This is a genomic window from Catelliglobosispora koreensis DSM 44566, from assembly GCF_000379685.1.
GTDB lineage: Bacteria > Actinomycetota > Actinomycetes > Mycobacteriales > Micromonosporaceae > Catelliglobosispora > Catelliglobosispora koreensis.
In genome coordinates this window covers 269,047-285,215 of the sequence record NZ_KB903283.1, presented here as the reverse complement: position 1 = coordinate 285,215, position 16,169 = coordinate 269,047, and the positions used below count along the sequence as shown (strand labels likewise).

Sequence of the window (16,169 nt, the reverse complement as noted above, 5' to 3'; positions counted from 1 at the left end):
GTAAATTTCCATACTCAGGAACAGGTGTCCATCAGCGCTTTCTCTGAGCTCAGCAACTCAGGCAGGCTAATCGCTGAGGCGAGTTTCGTCTTGTCCCCGTCGGCCCCTTCAACAACGACGATCGCTTGTTCCACCGACATCTGGTACGCGGTGATCTGTTCTTTGAGCTGCGGTGCGCCAGCGCGCTCACCTGCCGCGGCGACGTCCAGATGCATAGCGGTGAACGTGGCCTTCAAGTCATCGGTCGCCTGGGCGATCTCGCTAGCCGACGGCTTGTCCCGGGCGAGCGCCGTCGCCACCGGCACGAGCGCGTCGCGAGCCGTCTTGCGCGCCTTCAAGACGGCGTCGCACGCTTCCTTCTTGTCCTCTGAAGCGGCGGCGGGGCTTGGTGAAGCGGGCGCTGCCGCGTCCCCGCAAGCGGACGCTCCCGCGAGGCTCAGACCCACGAGAGCGATGGCGAGCAACCGTCCTATCACGAGTCTCCGTCCGTAGTGGGCTAGAAGGCCAGCACGGCCCGGGCGGCCAAGCCGAACCCCAGCACGATGATGACCGATCCGGTAGCTTCCGCCGGCACGACAAGACGGCCCAGCCACGCCCACTTGTCGCGGATCCGCAGCAGCAACAGTCCCGCCGCCGTCAGCATCGCCGCCATCCCCAAACCGTAGGCGATGATCAGGACAATGCCGAGCCAGAGCCGCCCCAAAGCAGCCGCTCCCAGCAACACGACCAAAGCGGTAGGACTGGGCACGAGACCACCCGCAATACCAAGAACCGCAAGGTTTTTGCGCCCGTGGCCGTGACTATGCCCATGGTGGTCATGACCGTGATGATGCCCCTTGCCACCGTGAACAACGCTGTCGTCGTGATGACCGTGGCTGTGTGCCTTGCCGTGGCGAGAACGCTTGCCGCCGCCGTGCCCGTCGCCGTCCACAAGACCGTGGCCGTGGCCGTCCCCGTGACTAAGGTCGTGGTTGTCGTCGTGGCTGTGACCTAAGGTCTTGCCGTGGTGGCTATGGCCTAGGCCGTGGTGGTGGCTGTGGCCGTGACTATGGCCTAGGCCGCGGCGGTGGCGAAGGCCGTTGATGAGGATGCCGAGACCGACTGCCGTGATGAGGATGCCGCTGGCGACGCCGAGCCATTTGAGCACTGACTCTGCGGCCAGTCCAGCGAACGCGGTCGTCGCGATGCCGAGGATCAGCACGCCGGCCGTGTGGGTCAAGGTGACGGTGCCGCCGACGATGACCGCGTCGCGGCGCCGTCCTTGCCGGCCAGCCATGTATAGCGCCATGACCGTCTTGCCGTGCCCGGGAAGTGCCGCGTGCGCGGCACCCAGCAGCAGGGCCATGAGCACGGCTAGCAAGAGGACAAGGGGCGTTGGATCACCGAGGGCGTTAGCGAGCCACTCCTCGCCGCGCTGCAGCCAACTGCGCTCAGGCTTAGCAGCCGTTGCGGGACTTGCTGTTTCGCCGCCAGGCTGCACGGTCACTTCGGCGGACCGCTCATAGGGCGGCAGGTCTTCCGGCAACGAAACGCCGGCGCCGACCACCACGATCTGATTGGCTCCGACACGGTCAGTCAAGTACCGATTGGTGATGGAAATGCTTGTGGGCGTGGCCAATGCGGCCGGTGCGGATAACTTGCACATCAGCCGGCTGGTTTCCGAGCCAGCGGCACCTAGCTTGTCGAGCTGTCCGGATTGGACCGTCCACCGCAGAGCTTCCGATCCGGCTCGCCCGTCGAGCTGCGAAGCCAGGGCCTCACAGTCGGGCGTGAACTGTTTCGCCGCCACGGATCCGACCTCGATCACGACGGAGACGTCGACCCGCTCCTGGTGCAGCGTCACCTCGACAAGCTGGTCAGCTGAGAACGGCGTCAGCGGATGGGCGGCGATCGCCGCGCTGAGCAGGATCGTGGTGATCACGAGACACCTCCATGGCGGTTGTCTGGTGGAGGCACGGCGCTCAGCCGTGCCTCCACACTGGACGTCTCAGCTGGTGCGCGTTACCCGCACCGCGTCGGCGATGACATAGCCAGTGCCGGCGGTCCAGCGACTGACGCCTACCTTGTTGTCGTCACCGGCGGCCAAGGCGAAGGTTCCTAGTGATACCCAACGGCCGCCATTGGCCCGCTGGTTCACATAGACGGTTCGATTACCTGTGGTCGTGGCGATGATGTAGGGAGCCGCGTCGTTGTAGCCGGAGTTAGCTCCGTACCAGGCGGAAATTTGGTAGTTCCCGGTCGCCGGGATATTCACCTTGTACCAAGCCACATCGCTCGTGGTGACAGGCGTCGCGAAACGATAGTCAGCACCGTATTTCTGGCTGGAATAGGTGGATGTCCCCCAGTTCGCGCTCGCGGTGAACCGTCCCGCGGTCGTGTTGTCCACGATGGTGCTCCAACCCGGAGGGACAGGGTTGATGTTGCTGAGGACGAACTGGTTCTTGGCGTCGGTCTTGTAGGTGTTGAGGAACGGCGAATACGTCTTGATATCCAAGGCGTTCGTCGTCGGGTTGAACGTCATGATGCGCAGGAAGCTGTTGGGGTCGCGCTGCGTGCTGTTCTGGTAGTCGGCCTGGATCTGGTGAACGGTGTTGCCGTTCACGCCTTGTTGCGTGATCACGCCGGCGTTGACGTAGTGGCCCGAGAACGTGAAGCGGAAGTTGGCGTGCTTGCTAACCAGGTTGGTCCACAGCTTGCTGCCGTTGGTGTCCTTGGTGGTGCCGTTCTGGTAGGCGTGCGTGACCAAAATGGCGCTGTGGTTAGGGTGCGCCGACACCACCTGATTCGCCCAGGCGATTTCCGCGTCGCTCGGCGCGTATTTGAGCGCCACCACGATCCAGTCCGTGCCACCCGCGGTGAAGGTGTGGTACGCGTTGTCGTTCGCGTTGGAGGGATAAGTCCCGCCAAACGATGGCAACGCGGTGAAGGTGCTCCGCGGATAGTGGCTGTTGTACGTTGTCGCCGCACGGGTGGTGGTCGAATCCAGGTCATGGTTGCCCGGGCCGATGATGTACGGCACGTCATCGGTGGGCAGTCCCATGGCGCTCTTGCTGTTGGCCCACTGGGCGGGCTGACCGACGTTATCTACCACGTCACCCACATGCAGCACGTATCTGATGTTTCTGGCGGACTGTTGCGCGTCCACCCAGGCCATCTGTGCCCTGAACACCTCCGGCCAGTACTCGGAGGCGTACTGGGTGTCCGGCAGCATCACGATCGTGAAGTTTTCCGCGGCTTGCGCCTGTGCTTGTGGCACCGGGCCAAATGACGCTGTCGCCACAAGCATGACTAGAGCGGCACCGAGCGTGCGGGTGATCCTGGTGATCCTCATCCTTCCCTCCATCCTCAGTCAGTGGAGCTGAACCGCGGCACGTCCCATGTGGATCAGCAACCGCGCGACCGGTCTTGCTCCTGTAGGTCAAAACCATTGCGGCGGTTGCGTTATGGGTGCCGCCCGCTGGTCTTCCGGGTGAGGCACGGGCCACCTTGTCGCTGGCGCCCGTGTCGGAAAGTTTCAAGGTCGAGAGATCTCCACGCAAGAGATCTTCAGTGATTGATTTACATTTGTTATGTATCGGACGTGAGTAGTTCACGCGCTTCGCGCGTGCCTCTATTTCGCACCCGACCCGGCGTCGACCACCAGGCAAACATCGTTAACAGTCCATTGACGACCGATGAAAACGGCCCTATCGTGAGAGCGCTCTCCCAACACGACTCCCTGGTATTCCTAAGAGGACTTGTGTAGCGAGAGCGCTCTCTGTCCTGATTGGAGAGCTGCCGTCCCTGCAGGGCCTTTCCGGCTCGGAATGAGAGGCTTCATGCGCACCAGCACCAGGATCGCCAGTGTCCTCGCGGCGATCGCCCTCGTCTTACCGCTGTCCGTCGCCTCGCCGGCCCAGGCCATCGGGCCTGACCTGTTGCCCGTCACGGTCACCAACAGCACCGGCCGTGGCGAGGCTGTCTATCTGTACGTGATCGGCGTCAACCTGGCCACCGGCCGCCTCGGCTACGTCAACGGGGCGGGCACGTTCACCGCGTGGAGCGGCGGCCAGCTGCCACCCTCACCCGCGCCCGACGTATCGATCGGCGGGCCGGGCAACGGCGGCAACACGACGATCCGTTTCCCGCGTGGCTTCTCCGGCCGTGTTTACTTCTCGCTTGGCCAGAAGCTGCAGTTCTTCCTCACTCCAGACGGACTTGTCCAGCCCGCTCCCTGGGCGGCCGGTGACCCGAACCAGAACATCCTGTTCGACTGGAGCGAGTTCACCTACAACGACGCTGGGCTGTGGCTCAACAGTTCACAGGTCGACATGTTCGCCATCCCGCACGCCGTGACCGTGACGGGCAGTTCCGGTGCGACGAAGCGCACGGGCGACGTCGTCGCCAATGGACGCGACACCATCATCAACACCATCCGTGCCCAGTCCGGCTGGGCCAACACCATCTATTCCCGTGCCGATGGCACCGTGCTGCGCGCGCTAGCTCCCGGCAAAGCAGCGGACGCTGGCCGGTTCAGCGCGACCTATTTGGACAGTTACATCGCCTCCGCCTGGGGCGCTTACGCTTCCAAGACACTGACCGTCGTCCCGTTCGGCGACCAGCCGAGCATTCGCTACTTCGGGCGCACCAGCGGCACGGTCATGACCTTCACCAACTCGTCGGGCTCCCAGGTGGCCTCGTTCAACCGGCCGTCCAGTGCGGACGTCTGGGGTTGCGCCGGAAACCTGCACGCCCCCAATGATTTGGTCGTCGGCCCGATCGCCCGCACGCTGTGCGCGGCGCTCAACCGCGGCACGATGGGCACCATCGACACCCAGCCGAGCCTCAACGCTGGTGACTTCTACAAGAACAACCCCACTAATCAGTACGCGAAAATCATCCACGCGAACATGGTGGACGGCAAGGCGTATGCCTTCCCGTTTGATGATGTGGGCGCGTTCGAGTCCCTCGTTCACGACGGCGATCCGCGGTCAGCTGGGCTCATCTTGAGCCCGTTCACGGGCGGTGGTGGCGGCCCCGGGCCAATCCCGCCGGCCGCTGGCACGATCACGGGTCCGGGCGGCAAGTGCGTTGACGTCGCTGGCGACGACAACGGTGGCAACGGCACGGCGGTGCAACTGTGGGACTGTCAGTCAAATGCCGTCGATCAGCGCTGGACACATAACGCGAACAATTCCCTGACGACCCTTGGCCGTTGCCTGGACGTCGTTTCCGGCGGCACCGCCAACGGCTCGAAAGTTCAGCTGTGGGACTGCAACGGCAGCGGTGCCCAGAAGTGGGTTCAGCAGGCTGACGGTTCTCTGCGCAACCCGCAATCAGGACGCTGTCTCGACTCCCCCAGCGGGGCCACCGCCAACGGAACCCGGCTGCAAATCTGGGACTGCAACGGCAGTGGGGCACAAAAGTTCTCCGTGAACGGTGGCGGCACCATCCTCGGCCCGGGCGGCAAGTGCGTTGACGTCGCCGGAGACGACAACGGTGTCAACGGCACCTCGGTCCAGCTCTGGGACTGCCAGTCCCAGGCGGTGGATCAGCACTGGTTCCGCAACACGAACGGCTCTCTGCGTACGCTGGGCCGCTGCCTGGACATCGTCTCCGGCGGTGTCGCCAACGGAACCCAAGTACAGCTGTGGGACTGCAACGGCACCGGCGCCCAGGCCTGGCAACAGCAAGCCGACGGCTCCCTGCGCAACCCGCAATCAGGACGCTGCCTCGACTCCCCCAGCGGGGCCACCGCCAACGGAACCCGGCTGCAAATCTGGGACTGCAACGGCAGCGCGGCACAGAAGTTCGCACTGTCCTAACCCGGCACCCGGTTGGCCGCCTCCCCACTGCGGCCAACCGCGTTCTTCTGATCAAGCGCGCCGTTACCTTATCGTGATCTGATGCTGCAGCATCCCCTCGTGCGCGTGACCCTCCTCGGTGCCGTGAGCATCCTCGCCTTTACCGGCCTCGTCAGCTTCTTCAAGAACCAGCCAGCGAGCTGGCCAGACGAGCAGCGGCTGTTCACCTACATCTTCATTGCCCCGCTCGTGTTGCTCGGTGTCATGCTGCTCGGATGGCTGGCCGCCCGTCAGATGGACTTGAGGTTCGCCTTCGTTACCGGCGCCGTTCTTCCGCTGCTGCTGGTTCTGGTCGCGATTTTGCCCGTCGGCTTGCTTCTGTCGAGCCTGCAAATCGATCCGGTGCATGGGTATGACGGGTGGGCCGGGTGGCTGCTCGTCGCGATCGGGTTCTATCCGGCTATGGCCGTGTGGTACTTATCCCCCGCCGTGAAGACCAGGCTGACCGTGTTCGGCACCGTGGTGGCGATGCTGGCCGCGATGGTGTTCTACAGCTGGACCGCACGGGAACGCTGGCGCCATGCCTACTGGGCCAAGGAACTGCGCCTGAACGAAGTGTCGTTCCTTGACGTGCCAGGCTTTCAGCTCGCGGGGATGCGGTTGGTCAAGCACGCCTCAACCTCACCGGCGCAGGCCGTCGCCGGATATACGTTGCGCGGCACGGGCGCCTACGAAGGCGCGTTACTTTACGTCGAAAGCAGCATGCGCTCCGGGCGCGGCGTAACCATGTCGCTCCTCCCAAACTGCGGCCCGGCACGGCCACTGACGCTGGAGGACAGAGCGATGTGCCTCTTTGACGACGATGAGCTCCTGCTAACGCTCGACGGCACCGTGTCGCACGTCTTCTGGAAGGACCGGCCGGGCCGCGAAAGCGCCCTCGTGCGTTTAGCCAGCGCGGCAACGATCCATCGCTGGTCAATCCACGATCTTCGCTATATACCAGTTGGCGGTACTGGCCTTTACGGCTGACGGATCTGGGTGTGGGTGCTTGAATGGGTCTGTGGGGGAGATCGTCATCGACCTATCGGACGCGGAGGCCGAGCCGGGGCCGGTGCCTCACAAACGGCACCGATGGCTTGCGGCGACGGTGGCCGCACTGGTGACGTTGGCAGGGGCAACCGCCGCACAGCCAAGGCCGGAGCCGTTCTTCGACCGTCTCATGTGGATTAAAGCCGACCAGAACATTATGGTCTTGAGCCCGGGCCTTCTGGTACTGCACGAGCGCGGCCGTTCACTGATCGCCTATACCCTCGATGGCCGTCAAGCGTGGCGCCAGGACTTTAGCGGGCTGCAGCTAACGGGTGCCTCGGTGCGCGACGGGTCGGTCGTCGTCAATGCGATCGACTTGCGCTCTTCGGAGGATCGCACGCTGTTCCTCGACGCGGCGACCGGTGCCGAAACGTGGCGTGCCGATGGCGGAGTGTCTGTTATGGACGGTTACCTCGTTGTGCACGGGCGCGGGCCGCAGCCACGGTTGCGGGTGCTCGACGCGCGCACCCGCGCCGAGGTATGGCGGCTGCCGGCCGACCGGATCGTGCAGGGATCCCGGCCGGGCAAGATTTACAGCCTCGGGCCGGGCGGACTCTTCACTGAGCACGACCTCGCCACGGGCAAGCCATTGCGGACGCTGACCTTATCCCCCACCGGCCTCGACCGGATCTTCGTGGCGGTCGGCGAGGATTACGCCCAGATCACCCGGCTGGATGACGATCGGGAGCAGGCCGAGCTCATCGACATGAAGACGTTCACGCTGACGCTGTCGGCCGCGCAGGTGTGGTCGTCACGCACGGATTGTGGTCCGGTGACGTGCGCTTACGGCGCGGACGGACAGGTCGTCCTCGACAAGGCCACCGGTGCCGTGCTGTGGCAGGTGCCGCCCGGCCTAGCGCTCGTCCCGACCCCGGCCGGCCTGCTGGCCACGACCGGAGGCGATTGGAGTCTGGTCGGCTTCTACACCGGGAAAGGACAGCCACTCCCTGGCTGGCGGCCGGTCTTCTCTGCCACCGAGCACGAGCAGCCACGCTTCCTGGTCCGCAACCGCGCCGGTCTCGCGTTGGCCGATTTCGCCGAGTTGACGCCGACTGGCCTGGTGCCGGTGGGCGCCTTGCCGATCAAGGTGAGCACCTGCCAGTACACCGCGAAGATGATGGCCTGTGCGACCGCTGACAACGAAACGGGAGTCTGGCGGATAACAGCGAGATAGGCGTTCGCCATCCGCATAACGGCTCGTGCGCACGGGGCGGGCCGGGTTAGCCTGAGCCGTAGGGCAGCGCGCCTGCCCGAGCCAAGCTGGTCAAGAGGCTCCGCCTCAGCGCTTCCTTTCAGTTGTGCCGCAACATGTTTGCGGGAAGGATGCGTGACGGCAATGGCAATGTTCGAGCGATTCAGCGACCGTGCGCGCCGGGTGGTCGTCCTGGCTCAAGAAGAAGCCCGGCTGTTCAACCACCACTACATCAGCACTGAGCACATCTTGCTCGGCCTCATCCGCGAAGGTGAGGGTGTGGCGGCGAAAGCTTTGGAGAGCTTCGGAATTTCGCTACAGGTCGTGCGAGACCAGATCGAAGACCTTATCGGGCACGGCAACGAGGCGGCGAAGGGGACGATGCCGTTCACGCCACGGGCCAAGAAGGTGCTGGAGCTGTCACTGCGGGAAGCACTGCAGCTGGGGCACAATCACATCAGCTCCGAGCACATCCTGCTCGGCCTGATCCGTGAAGGCGACAGCATCGCCACCCAAGTGTTGGCCAGACTCGGTGCGGAGCCTGGTTCGGTGCGCCAGCGGGTCAACGCGATGCTGGCCATGCCCATCGACGTCGCGGACGAGATACAAACGACGGACGCTCCCGTGAATAGCCTTGCGCTGGACCAATACGGGCAGAATCTGACCCACTCGGCACGCGAAGGCAAGCTCGATCCGGTCATCGGCCGCGACACCGAAATCGAGCGGGTGATCCAGATTCTGTCCCGGCGCCGCAAGAACAATCCACTGCTCATCGGGGAACCGGGCGTGGGTAAGACGACGGTCGCGGAAGGGCTGGCGCAACGGATCGCGGAACATCGTGTGCCGCATGTGCTGCGGGATAAGCAGCTTTACACGCTGGACTTGAGTTCGCTGGTCGCCGGTTCCCGGTACCGCGGCGACTTTGAGGAGCGGCTGCGCAAGGTACTCAAGGAAATCCGTACCCGTGGTGACATCATCCTGTTCATTGATGAGATCCACACGATCGTCGGCGCGGGCGCCGCCGAGGGTTCGATCGATGCCGCGAACATGCTCAAACCCATGCTGTCCAAGGGAGAATTGCAGACTGTCGGTGCCACGACCCATGACGAGTACCGCAAGTACATCAGCAAGGACGGTGCGCTGGATCGCCGGTTCCAGCCGGTGCAGGTCGATGAGCCGTCGGTCGTGAACACGATCGAAATGCTCAAGGGACTGCGGAAACGCTACGAGACACATCACCGGGTGACGATTACCGACGCGGCTCTGGTGGCGGCGGCGGAACTGGCTGACCGCTACATCTCCGACCGGTTCCTGCCGGACAAGGCGATCGATCTCATCGACGAAGCTGGTGCCAGACTGCGGATCCGCGGCGAGTCCACATTGGATAGCGAGCAAGTAGCAGAGGTTCTGGCGAACTGGACGGGAATCCCGGTCTTCAAGTTGACCGAGGAAGAGACCTCACGCCTGCTGAACATGGAGGACGAACTCCATAAACGCTATGTGGGGCAAGACGATGCGGTGGCCTCAGTATCCCGGGCTATCCGCCGCACGAGGGCAGGCCTCAAAGACCCCAAGCGCCCGGGCGGAAGTTTCATTTTCGCCGGGACGTCGGGGATCGGTAAGACCGAGTTGGCGCGCGCGCTGGCCGAGTTCCTGTTCGGCAGCGAGGACGCTTTGATCCAGCTGGACATGTCGGAGTTCCACGACCGGTACACAGTCTCGCGCCTCGTTGGTGCGCCTCCCGGATACGTCGGTTACGACGAGGGTGGCCAGCTGACCGAAAAGGTGCGCCGCCGGCCGTTCTCGGTGGTCTTGTTCGATGAGATCGAGAAGGCTCACCCGGATGTGTTCAACACGCTGCTGCAGATCCTGGAAGACGGGCGTCTGACCGACGGTCAGGGCCGCATCGTGGACTTCAAGAACACGGTGATCATCCTGACGACCAACCTGGGCACCAGCAGCATGGCGCAACAGGCGATGGGTTTTCAGAAGTCCGAGGATGCTGAGTCCACCTACGACCGGATGAAGCAGAAGGTCAACGACGAGCTCAAGCAGCACTTCCGGCCGGAGTTCCTCAACCGCATCGATGACACCATCGTGTTCCACCAGCTGCAGGAATCCGAGATCCTCTCGATCGTCGACATCATGATCAAGCGGATCGTGGAGCAGTTGCGCAACAAGGACATGGGCCTGGAGCTGACCCAAAACTCCAAGCGTTACCTGGCGAAGAAGGGTTACGACCCGGTCCTTGGTGCCCGTCCGCTGCGCCGCACGATTCAGCGCGAGCTGGAAGACACGCTCAGCGAGAAGATCCTGTTCCAGGAACTCAAGCNCAAAACCCCACCGACCGCTTCGCCAACACTGCGCTCACACGGTGGATCCGGCTACGCGACCGAACCTGCCGCGCACCAGGATGCCGCATCCCCGCCCTGCGAACCCAAATCGACCACACCACCCGCCACACCGACGGCGGCCCCACCCAACACGACAACCTCGGCACCCTATGCGAATACCACCACCACGCCAAAGACTTCGGCGGCTGGCAACTCCACCAAACAACACCCGGCCACTTCACCTGGACCAGCCCACGCGGACGCCACTACCACGTCGCACCAGACCCACCGTGAGTAACCTTTCCGCAGTTGATCACGACGTCGCCGGAGGAGAAGTCCGGTGGGGCCTCATAGGTGAGAAGCGCGCTGTCGCGTGCCTCCCGCTACGAGTTCGCTCCACATCTGTTGGGCGGGTCCCACACTTAGTCCCCGATAGCGACGGCCTTCTGATGGAGATAGCGCCGCTGGGGCAGGCTGGTAGTTAGGTCCGCCGCTCGGAGGTAGGCGGCTTTGGCCAGATCCGGCGAGCCGGCCATCTCCAGCAAGTGTCCCCGCACCGCGTGCAGCCGGTGATCGCTGTCCAAAGTGGAGCGCAGTGGCTCGATCAGCTCCAGGGCGGGCAGCGGCCCGCGCGCCATCCCCACGGCCACCGCATGGTTGAGTGCCACCATCGGATTGTCACTCTGCCGCAGCAGCAGTTCGTAGAGCCCGACGATCTGCGGCCAGTCGGTGTCTTGCCACGTCGCCGCCTCATCGTGAACGGCGGCGATGGCGGCCTGGAGCTGATAGGGCCCGGGCACGCCTCGCGGCAGCGTCGCCGTGATCAGTGCCGTTCCCTCCGCGATGGACGGCCGGTGCCATAGCGTGCGGTCCTGCGCCTCCATCGGAATCAGGCCGCCATCAGGGCCCATGCGGGCAGGTCTGCGCGCATCAGTCAGCAGCATCAAGGCCAGCAGTCCCGCGATCTCGGTTTCCTCTGGTACCAAACGAAAAAGCATCCTGGTCAGCCGGATGGCCTCAGCGGTCAGTTCGGCACGGGCCAGATATGGCCCCGACGTCGCCGAGTAGCCCTCGTTGAAAATGAGGTAGAGCACATGGCAAACCGCTGACAGGTCACCGTCGGCAGGCATCGTGAACGGTATGCCGCTGTTCTTGATGGTCTGTTTGGCGCGGGTGATCCGCCGCGTCATCGTCGCTTCGGGGACCAGGAACGCCCGCGCCACTTCGGCTGTGGTCAAGCCTCCGACAGCGCGCAGAGTGAGCGCGATCCGCGATTCCGGGGTGAGCGCGGGATGGCAGCACATGGTAAGCAGGATCAGTGAGTCGTCCTGATCGGACACTTGGGTGGGCGAGGGCCAGCGCATGACCGTGTCTTCCCTGCGCCGGCGTGCCTGGTCGGCCCGGAGCAGGTCGGTCAGCTTGCGGGCGGCGACAGCGATGAGCCAGCCGCGCGGATTGTCGGGAACACCTGCCGAACGCCATTGCATCGCCGCCGCGAGCAGGGCCTCCTGTGTGGCGTCCTCGGCGAGGTCGAAGTGACCGTAGCGGCGCACCAGCGCGCCGAGGACCTGCGGCGCGTACTCGCGCAGCAGGTCCTCAACACGTGGCGCGCCGATCATCCCTCCAGCTGTTCGTGCGACTCGATGATCGGGCGCACATCGGCGTAAGGGTTGGTGAAGCCCGGGTTCGGGCAATCGTTTAGCCGGGCGGCGATCTCGGTGGCCCGGTCGAAGCTCGGGCACTCGACGACCCAGTAGCCGGCGAGCACCTCCTGTGTCTCGGCGTAAGGGCCATCGGTCACGAACGAGCCCTGCACGCGCCGGGTGTGCACAGGTGCGGCCAGCCCTCGGGTCTCGACGAGCTCACCGCTGGCGGCCAGTTCGGCGTTGAACTCGCCCATGAACTTGTACATGGGTTCGAACTCGGCCGCGCCCGTCGCCATGGCGTCGTAGTCCTTCTGCGAGGCGTAGGTCAAGATCAGGTACTTCATCATGCTCTCCTGTCCGGTGGTGGGTCCTTCACCGGTGACGTCGGAGCCGCTTCCCGCGTCCGGACATCCCTAACCAAGATTCTGCGCCTCTCTCGCGGTCGGAAGTGTCCGGCATCGTCCAGGACCTACCCGCCAAAGTGGATTTTGCTGTCAGCATTGCCGCAGCACCGCAGCTGACACAGAGAAAGGACTGAAATTGGTACGCAAAGCAACGGGGGTTGTCGTTTCAGCGCTCGGGCTGCTGGCCTTCGCCCTGCCGGGCGCGGCGCACGCGGGCTCGGCGAGCACACCGGTCGGGCAGCTGACCGCTGCTCAGGTGGCCTGCGACGATCCCGGCGCCTACGTGAAGGTGGCCATAAGCGGGGGGTTTCCGAACACGTCTTACAGCGCCAAAACCGACTACCCCAGCGGCCTGAACACGCCGTCGTCCTTTATGACGAACGCATCCGGAGCGGGCACGGTGACGGTGGGCTACGGGTGGTTCAGCGGCACTCACAGCGTCATCGTGACGGCCAGCGGCAAGACCGGTTCTGTTACTTACGAAGCCAACTGCGATAGCGGCTGGGGCGACTAGCTCAATCCAGGTGTGAGCGGCGCGGAGCACTGCAACAAACCTGCAAACGCCAGCTCTTGAAATGCGGAAAGCGCTTTCCTTAAGCTGAGGATTCGTCGATGTTTCGATCTTTGATCCGGGTTAAGAGGATGCGGGACACGAAGCCGCATGTGGCGTTGAGGCAGTAGGGCAGTGCCTGCGCCGCTTACACCTTGGGAGAAAGAAAGATGAGGAGATCCGCGCCTCTCGTCGCGTGCGCTGGCTTGCTCGCTGGTGCACTTGCCGTCCTGACCCCCACCGCGGCGCATGCCGCGCCCACTCGCTTTGAGGCCGAGGTCTCGCCCGCGGTTTGCCTGGGCACGATTGACAGCAACTGGGCTGGGTATTCCGGCAGCGGTTTCTGCAATGCCGACAACGCTTCTGGCGCCTACGCGCAGTTCACCGTCAGCGCTTCGGCTGCTGGCACGGCAACGCTCGGGGTGCGTTTCGCCAACGGCACCACGACATCGCGGCCCGCGAGCCTGATCGTCAACGGCAGCACCGTGCACACGCCGTCGTTTGAGGGCACGGGTGCCTGGAACGCCTGGGTTACCAAAACCTTGACCGTCAACGTCAACGCGGGCAGCAACACGATCCGGCTGAGCCCAACCACCTCGGCGGGTCTGCCCAATGTGGACTATCTAGACGTTGAAGTTGGTGGTACGCCACCGCCTGCCAACGTGCTCTACGTCGCCACCAGTGGCAACGACAGCAACGCGGGAACACTGGCCGCTCCGCTGCGCACCATTCAGCGGGCAGTCGACCTGGCCCAGCCCGGTTACACCATCTTCATTCGCGGTGGCACCTATGCCCCGTCCACGAATGTTCAGATTCTCAAGAACGGAACGTCCAGCCAGCCCATCACGATGCGCAACTACAACGATGAGCGCGTCATTCTCGACGGCGAGAACATGCCGTATACGCCTGGGGCGGTGGACTCGACCATTCCGCGTCCCGAGCGCGGAGCCATCCATATCGAGGGCGACTGGTGGCGCATCATCGGCCTGGAAATCATCCACGGCCCCTACGGCATCTTCGGGCTCGACACCAACAACAACATCTTCGACCGGCTCATCACACGCGACAATTACGAGTCTGGGCTGCACATCGTGCTGTCCTCGAGTAACAACCAGATCATCAATCTGGACAGCTACGGCAACCGCGACCCGCGCAAGAACGGCGAAAGTGCTGACGGCATTGCCATCAAGGAAGGATCCGGTACGGGCAACGTCGTGCGCGGCGCACGCTTGTGGAACAACTCCGACGATGGCCTGGACTTCTGGATGTTCTCCTCGCCCATCCTGGTGGAGAACAGTTTGGCCTGGGGCAACGGATTCAACCGCTGGAACCTGCCCAATTACCAAGGCGATGGCAACGGTTTCAAACTCGGCGGGAACGCGGTTTCAGCCAGCATCACCGTTCGCAACAGCATGGCGTGGGACAACGCGGTCAGCGGTTTCATCGACAACAACAACCCAGGACAGCACCGCATCGAGCGGTGCACCGCGTGGGACAACCCGGGAACCGGCCTCGATTTCGACCGCTCCGACAGCACACTGACTAAGAACCTCTCCGTCGCCAACGGCACGACTCATTCCTATGGCTCGAACTCCAGTGGGTCGGGCAACTCGTGGGACATCGGCGGCAGCTGGCCGCTGCAGAGCACCAGCCCGGGCACGATCACCGGGCCACGCAACGCCGACGGCACCATCCCCACGTCAACGTTCTTGCGGCCCAGCAACAACGCCGACCTGGGAGCCCGCTTCTAGCAACGGCCGTGTGGCGGCGCCCGGTGCCGCCACACGCGCTCAGCGGCTGAGCCTGGTTTCACCCTCCACACGAGACAGTTTCTCGGGGTTGCGCACGATGTAGATGCCGGTGATGAGGCCCTCCTCCAGCCTGACGGACACCACACCGTCGATCTGCCCGTCGAGGCGCATGAGCAGAGCCGGGAACCCGTTGACCTGCACCGGTTCCAGGGATGTCTGAGGGCCGACGAACTGCCAGCGCAGGGACATCAGGCGAGCGAACTTGGCGGCCCCCACAATAGGCTGCCGCACAGCCTGCTTGAGCCCACCGGCATCGCTCCACACAACGACATCCGGGGCGAGGATGTCGAGCAGGTGCTGCAGTTCGCCCGTTTCGGCCGCACGCTGGAAGGCGCCAAGCGCGACGCGGGTCTCGGCCGGGGAGACGACATCGCGGGGCCGGCGGGCAGCGACATGTTCGCGGGCCCGATGGGCGATCTGGCGGACGGCGGCAGGGCTCTTGCCGACGGCGTCGGCCACTTCGCCATATTCGAAGCCGAACACGTCATGTAGCACGAACACGGCCCGCTCCGTCGGCGTGAGTGTTTCCAGCACGAGCAGCACAGCTGTCGACAGGCTGTCGGCCAGAGCGACGTCGTCGGCGACGTCGGGTGTCGTTAACAGAGGCTCAGGCAGCCACGGGCCGACATATGACTCCTTGCGCCTGCTTAACGTGCGCAGGCGGTTGAGTGCCTGCCGGGTGGCGATCTGGGCCAGATAAGCCCGCTGGTCGCGCACCGTTTCGACAGCCACCTGCGACCACTGCAGCCACGTTTCCTGCACGACGTCTTCGGCGTCGGCCGCCGAGCCGAGCAGCTCGTAGGCGACCGTGAACAGCAGCGGGCGATGGGCGAGGAACGCCTCGGTGGCGGGGTCTGGCTGTGGCCTGGATCTCATAGCTCCCCCTGTCACAAAGCGCGGGTTGCCGGTGTCTTGTGTCCGAACAGTTGGCCGATAGTCAAGGAGACACCCATGAACCTCGCTCTATGGATCGTTGCCGGGCTGCTCGCCGTTGCCTTCGTGCTGGGAGGCGCCGGCAAGCTGATCGTGCCAAAGGAGAAGATAGCCGCGTTCGGGCCCAGCGCGCGATGGGTCGAGGATTTCAGCGCCAGCACCGTGAAGGCCATTGGAGCCTTTGAAGTCCTTGGTGGACTGGGCCTGATCCTGCCTGCCGTGCTGAAGATCGCGCCAGTCCTTGTCCCGCTGGCCGCCACGGGCTTGGCGGTCATCATGGTAGGTGCGGCGGCCACACGCATCCGACGGCGGGAGTTCAAGTATCTGATCGCGGATCTGGCCTATCTCGCCCTCACGAGTTTCGTCGCCTGGGGCCGCTTCGGCCCGGAGGCCTTTGGCGGCTGACCAGCCCGTGTGCCGCGAACGCG

General features: G+C 64.1%; 12 protein-coding genes and 2 pseudogenes. 8 read left to right on the top strand and 6 right to left on the bottom strand.

All coding sequences use genetic code 11. The annotated features are described in order from the left end of the window. Nucleotides 1–14 precede the first annotated feature (14 nt). From A3E1_RS0126940 to A3E1_RS46360, 3 genes are all read right to left on the bottom strand, one after another. Nucleotides 15–476, bottom strand: a complete 462-nt coding sequence (locus A3E1_RS0126940; RefSeq protein ID WP_020523903.1) for a hypothetical protein — start codon at nucleotides 474–476, stop codon at nucleotides 15–17. Between the two features lie 20 nt (nucleotides 477–496). Then, the gene (locus A3E1_RS42270; protein ID WP_020523902.1) at nucleotides 497–1,921 is read right to left on the bottom strand and encodes a nickel/cobalt transporter; all 1,425 of its coding nucleotides are present in this window, start codon (nucleotides 1,919–1,921) and stop codon (nucleotides 497–499) included. A 66-nt stretch (nucleotides 1,922–1,987) separates the two neighbouring features. After that, the gene (locus A3E1_RS46360; protein ID WP_020523901.1) at nucleotides 1,988–3,331 is read right to left on the bottom strand and encodes a golvesin C-terminal-like domain-containing protein; all 1,344 of its coding nucleotides are present in this window, start codon (nucleotides 3,329–3,331) and stop codon (nucleotides 1,988–1,990) included. 487 nt (nucleotides 3,332–3,818) lie between these two features. On the opposite strand from A3E1_RS46360, the gene A3E1_RS42260 reads away from it, so the two are divergent. The 5 genes and pseudogenes from A3E1_RS42260 to A3E1_RS0126910 form a co-directional block, all read left to right on the top strand. Then, nucleotides 3,819–5,804, top strand: coding sequence for a beta-1,3-glucanase family protein (locus A3E1_RS42260; RefSeq protein ID WP_020523900.1), 1,986 nt, complete (start codon nucleotides 3,819–3,821; stop codon nucleotides 5,802–5,804). Between the two features lie 81 nt (nucleotides 5,805–5,885). Then, on the top strand, nucleotides 5,886–6,812 hold the full coding sequence (locus A3E1_RS0126920; protein WP_020523899.1) for a hypothetical protein: 927 nt from the start codon (nucleotides 5,886–5,888) through the stop codon (nucleotides 6,810–6,812). Nucleotides 6,813–6,843: 31 nt separating this feature from the next. Then, on the top strand, nucleotides 6,844–8,046 hold the full coding sequence (locus A3E1_RS0126915; RefSeq protein ID WP_020523898.1) for an outer membrane protein assembly factor BamB family protein: 1,203 nt from the start codon (nucleotides 6,844–6,846) through the stop codon (nucleotides 8,044–8,046). A gap of 168 nt (nucleotides 8,047–8,214) precedes the next feature. Further along, nucleotides 8,215–8,632 (top strand): annotated as a pseudogene (locus A3E1_RS49220) (Clp protease N-terminal domain-containing protein); the annotation flags it as partial. A gap of 50 nt (nucleotides 8,633–8,682) precedes the next feature. Next, a pseudogene (locus A3E1_RS0126910) lies at nucleotides 8,683–10,392 on the top strand (ATP-dependent Clp protease ATP-binding subunit); the annotation flags it as partial. Nucleotides 10,393–10,819: 427 nt separating this feature from the next. Here A3E1_RS0126910 and A3E1_RS0126905 read toward each other — a convergent pair. After that, nucleotides 10,820–12,016 carry an RNA polymerase sigma factor gene (locus A3E1_RS0126905; protein ID WP_020523896.1) on the bottom strand — a complete coding sequence of 399 codons (1,197 nt, stop codon included), beginning with the start codon at nucleotides 12,014–12,016 and terminating at the stop codon, nucleotides 10,820–10,822. Next, nucleotides 12,013–12,387, bottom strand: coding sequence for a YciI family protein (locus tag A3E1_RS0126900; protein ID WP_026208883.1), 375 nt, complete (start codon nucleotides 12,385–12,387; stop codon nucleotides 12,013–12,015). Before A3E1_RS0126900 ends, A3E1_RS0126905 begins: the two co-directional genes overlap by 4 nt. Before the next feature lie 196 nt (nucleotides 12,388–12,583). On the opposite strand from A3E1_RS0126900, the gene A3E1_RS0126895 reads away from it, so the two are divergent. Together A3E1_RS0126895 and A3E1_RS42255 are read left to right on the top strand one after the other, a co-directional pair. Then, on the top strand, nucleotides 12,584–12,961 hold the full coding sequence (locus tag A3E1_RS0126895; protein WP_020523894.1) for a hypothetical protein: 378 nt from the start codon (nucleotides 12,584–12,586) through the stop codon (nucleotides 12,959–12,961). Nucleotides 12,962–13,167: 206 nt separating this feature from the next. Further along, nucleotides 13,168–14,748 carry a right-handed parallel beta-helix repeat-containing protein gene (locus tag A3E1_RS42255; protein WP_083929658.1) on the top strand — a complete coding sequence of 527 codons (1,581 nt, stop codon included), beginning with the start codon at nucleotides 13,168–13,170 and terminating at the stop codon, nucleotides 14,746–14,748. Nucleotides 14,749–14,787: 39 nt separating this feature from the next. Here the strand turns inward: A3E1_RS42255 and A3E1_RS0126885 are convergent, their stop codons facing one another. After that, on the bottom strand, nucleotides 14,788–15,684 hold the full coding sequence (locus tag A3E1_RS0126885; protein ID WP_020523892.1) for an RNA polymerase sigma-70 factor: 897 nt from the start codon (nucleotides 15,682–15,684) through the stop codon (nucleotides 14,788–14,790). A gap of 75 nt (nucleotides 15,685–15,759) precedes the next feature. On the opposite strand from A3E1_RS0126885, the gene A3E1_RS0126880 reads away from it, so the two are divergent. Then, nucleotides 15,760–16,146, top strand: a complete 387-nt coding sequence (locus A3E1_RS0126880) for a DoxX family protein (RefSeq protein WP_020523891.1) — start codon at nucleotides 15,760–15,762, stop codon at nucleotides 16,144–16,146. The last annotated feature ends 23 nt before the right edge of the window (nucleotides 16,147–16,169 follow it).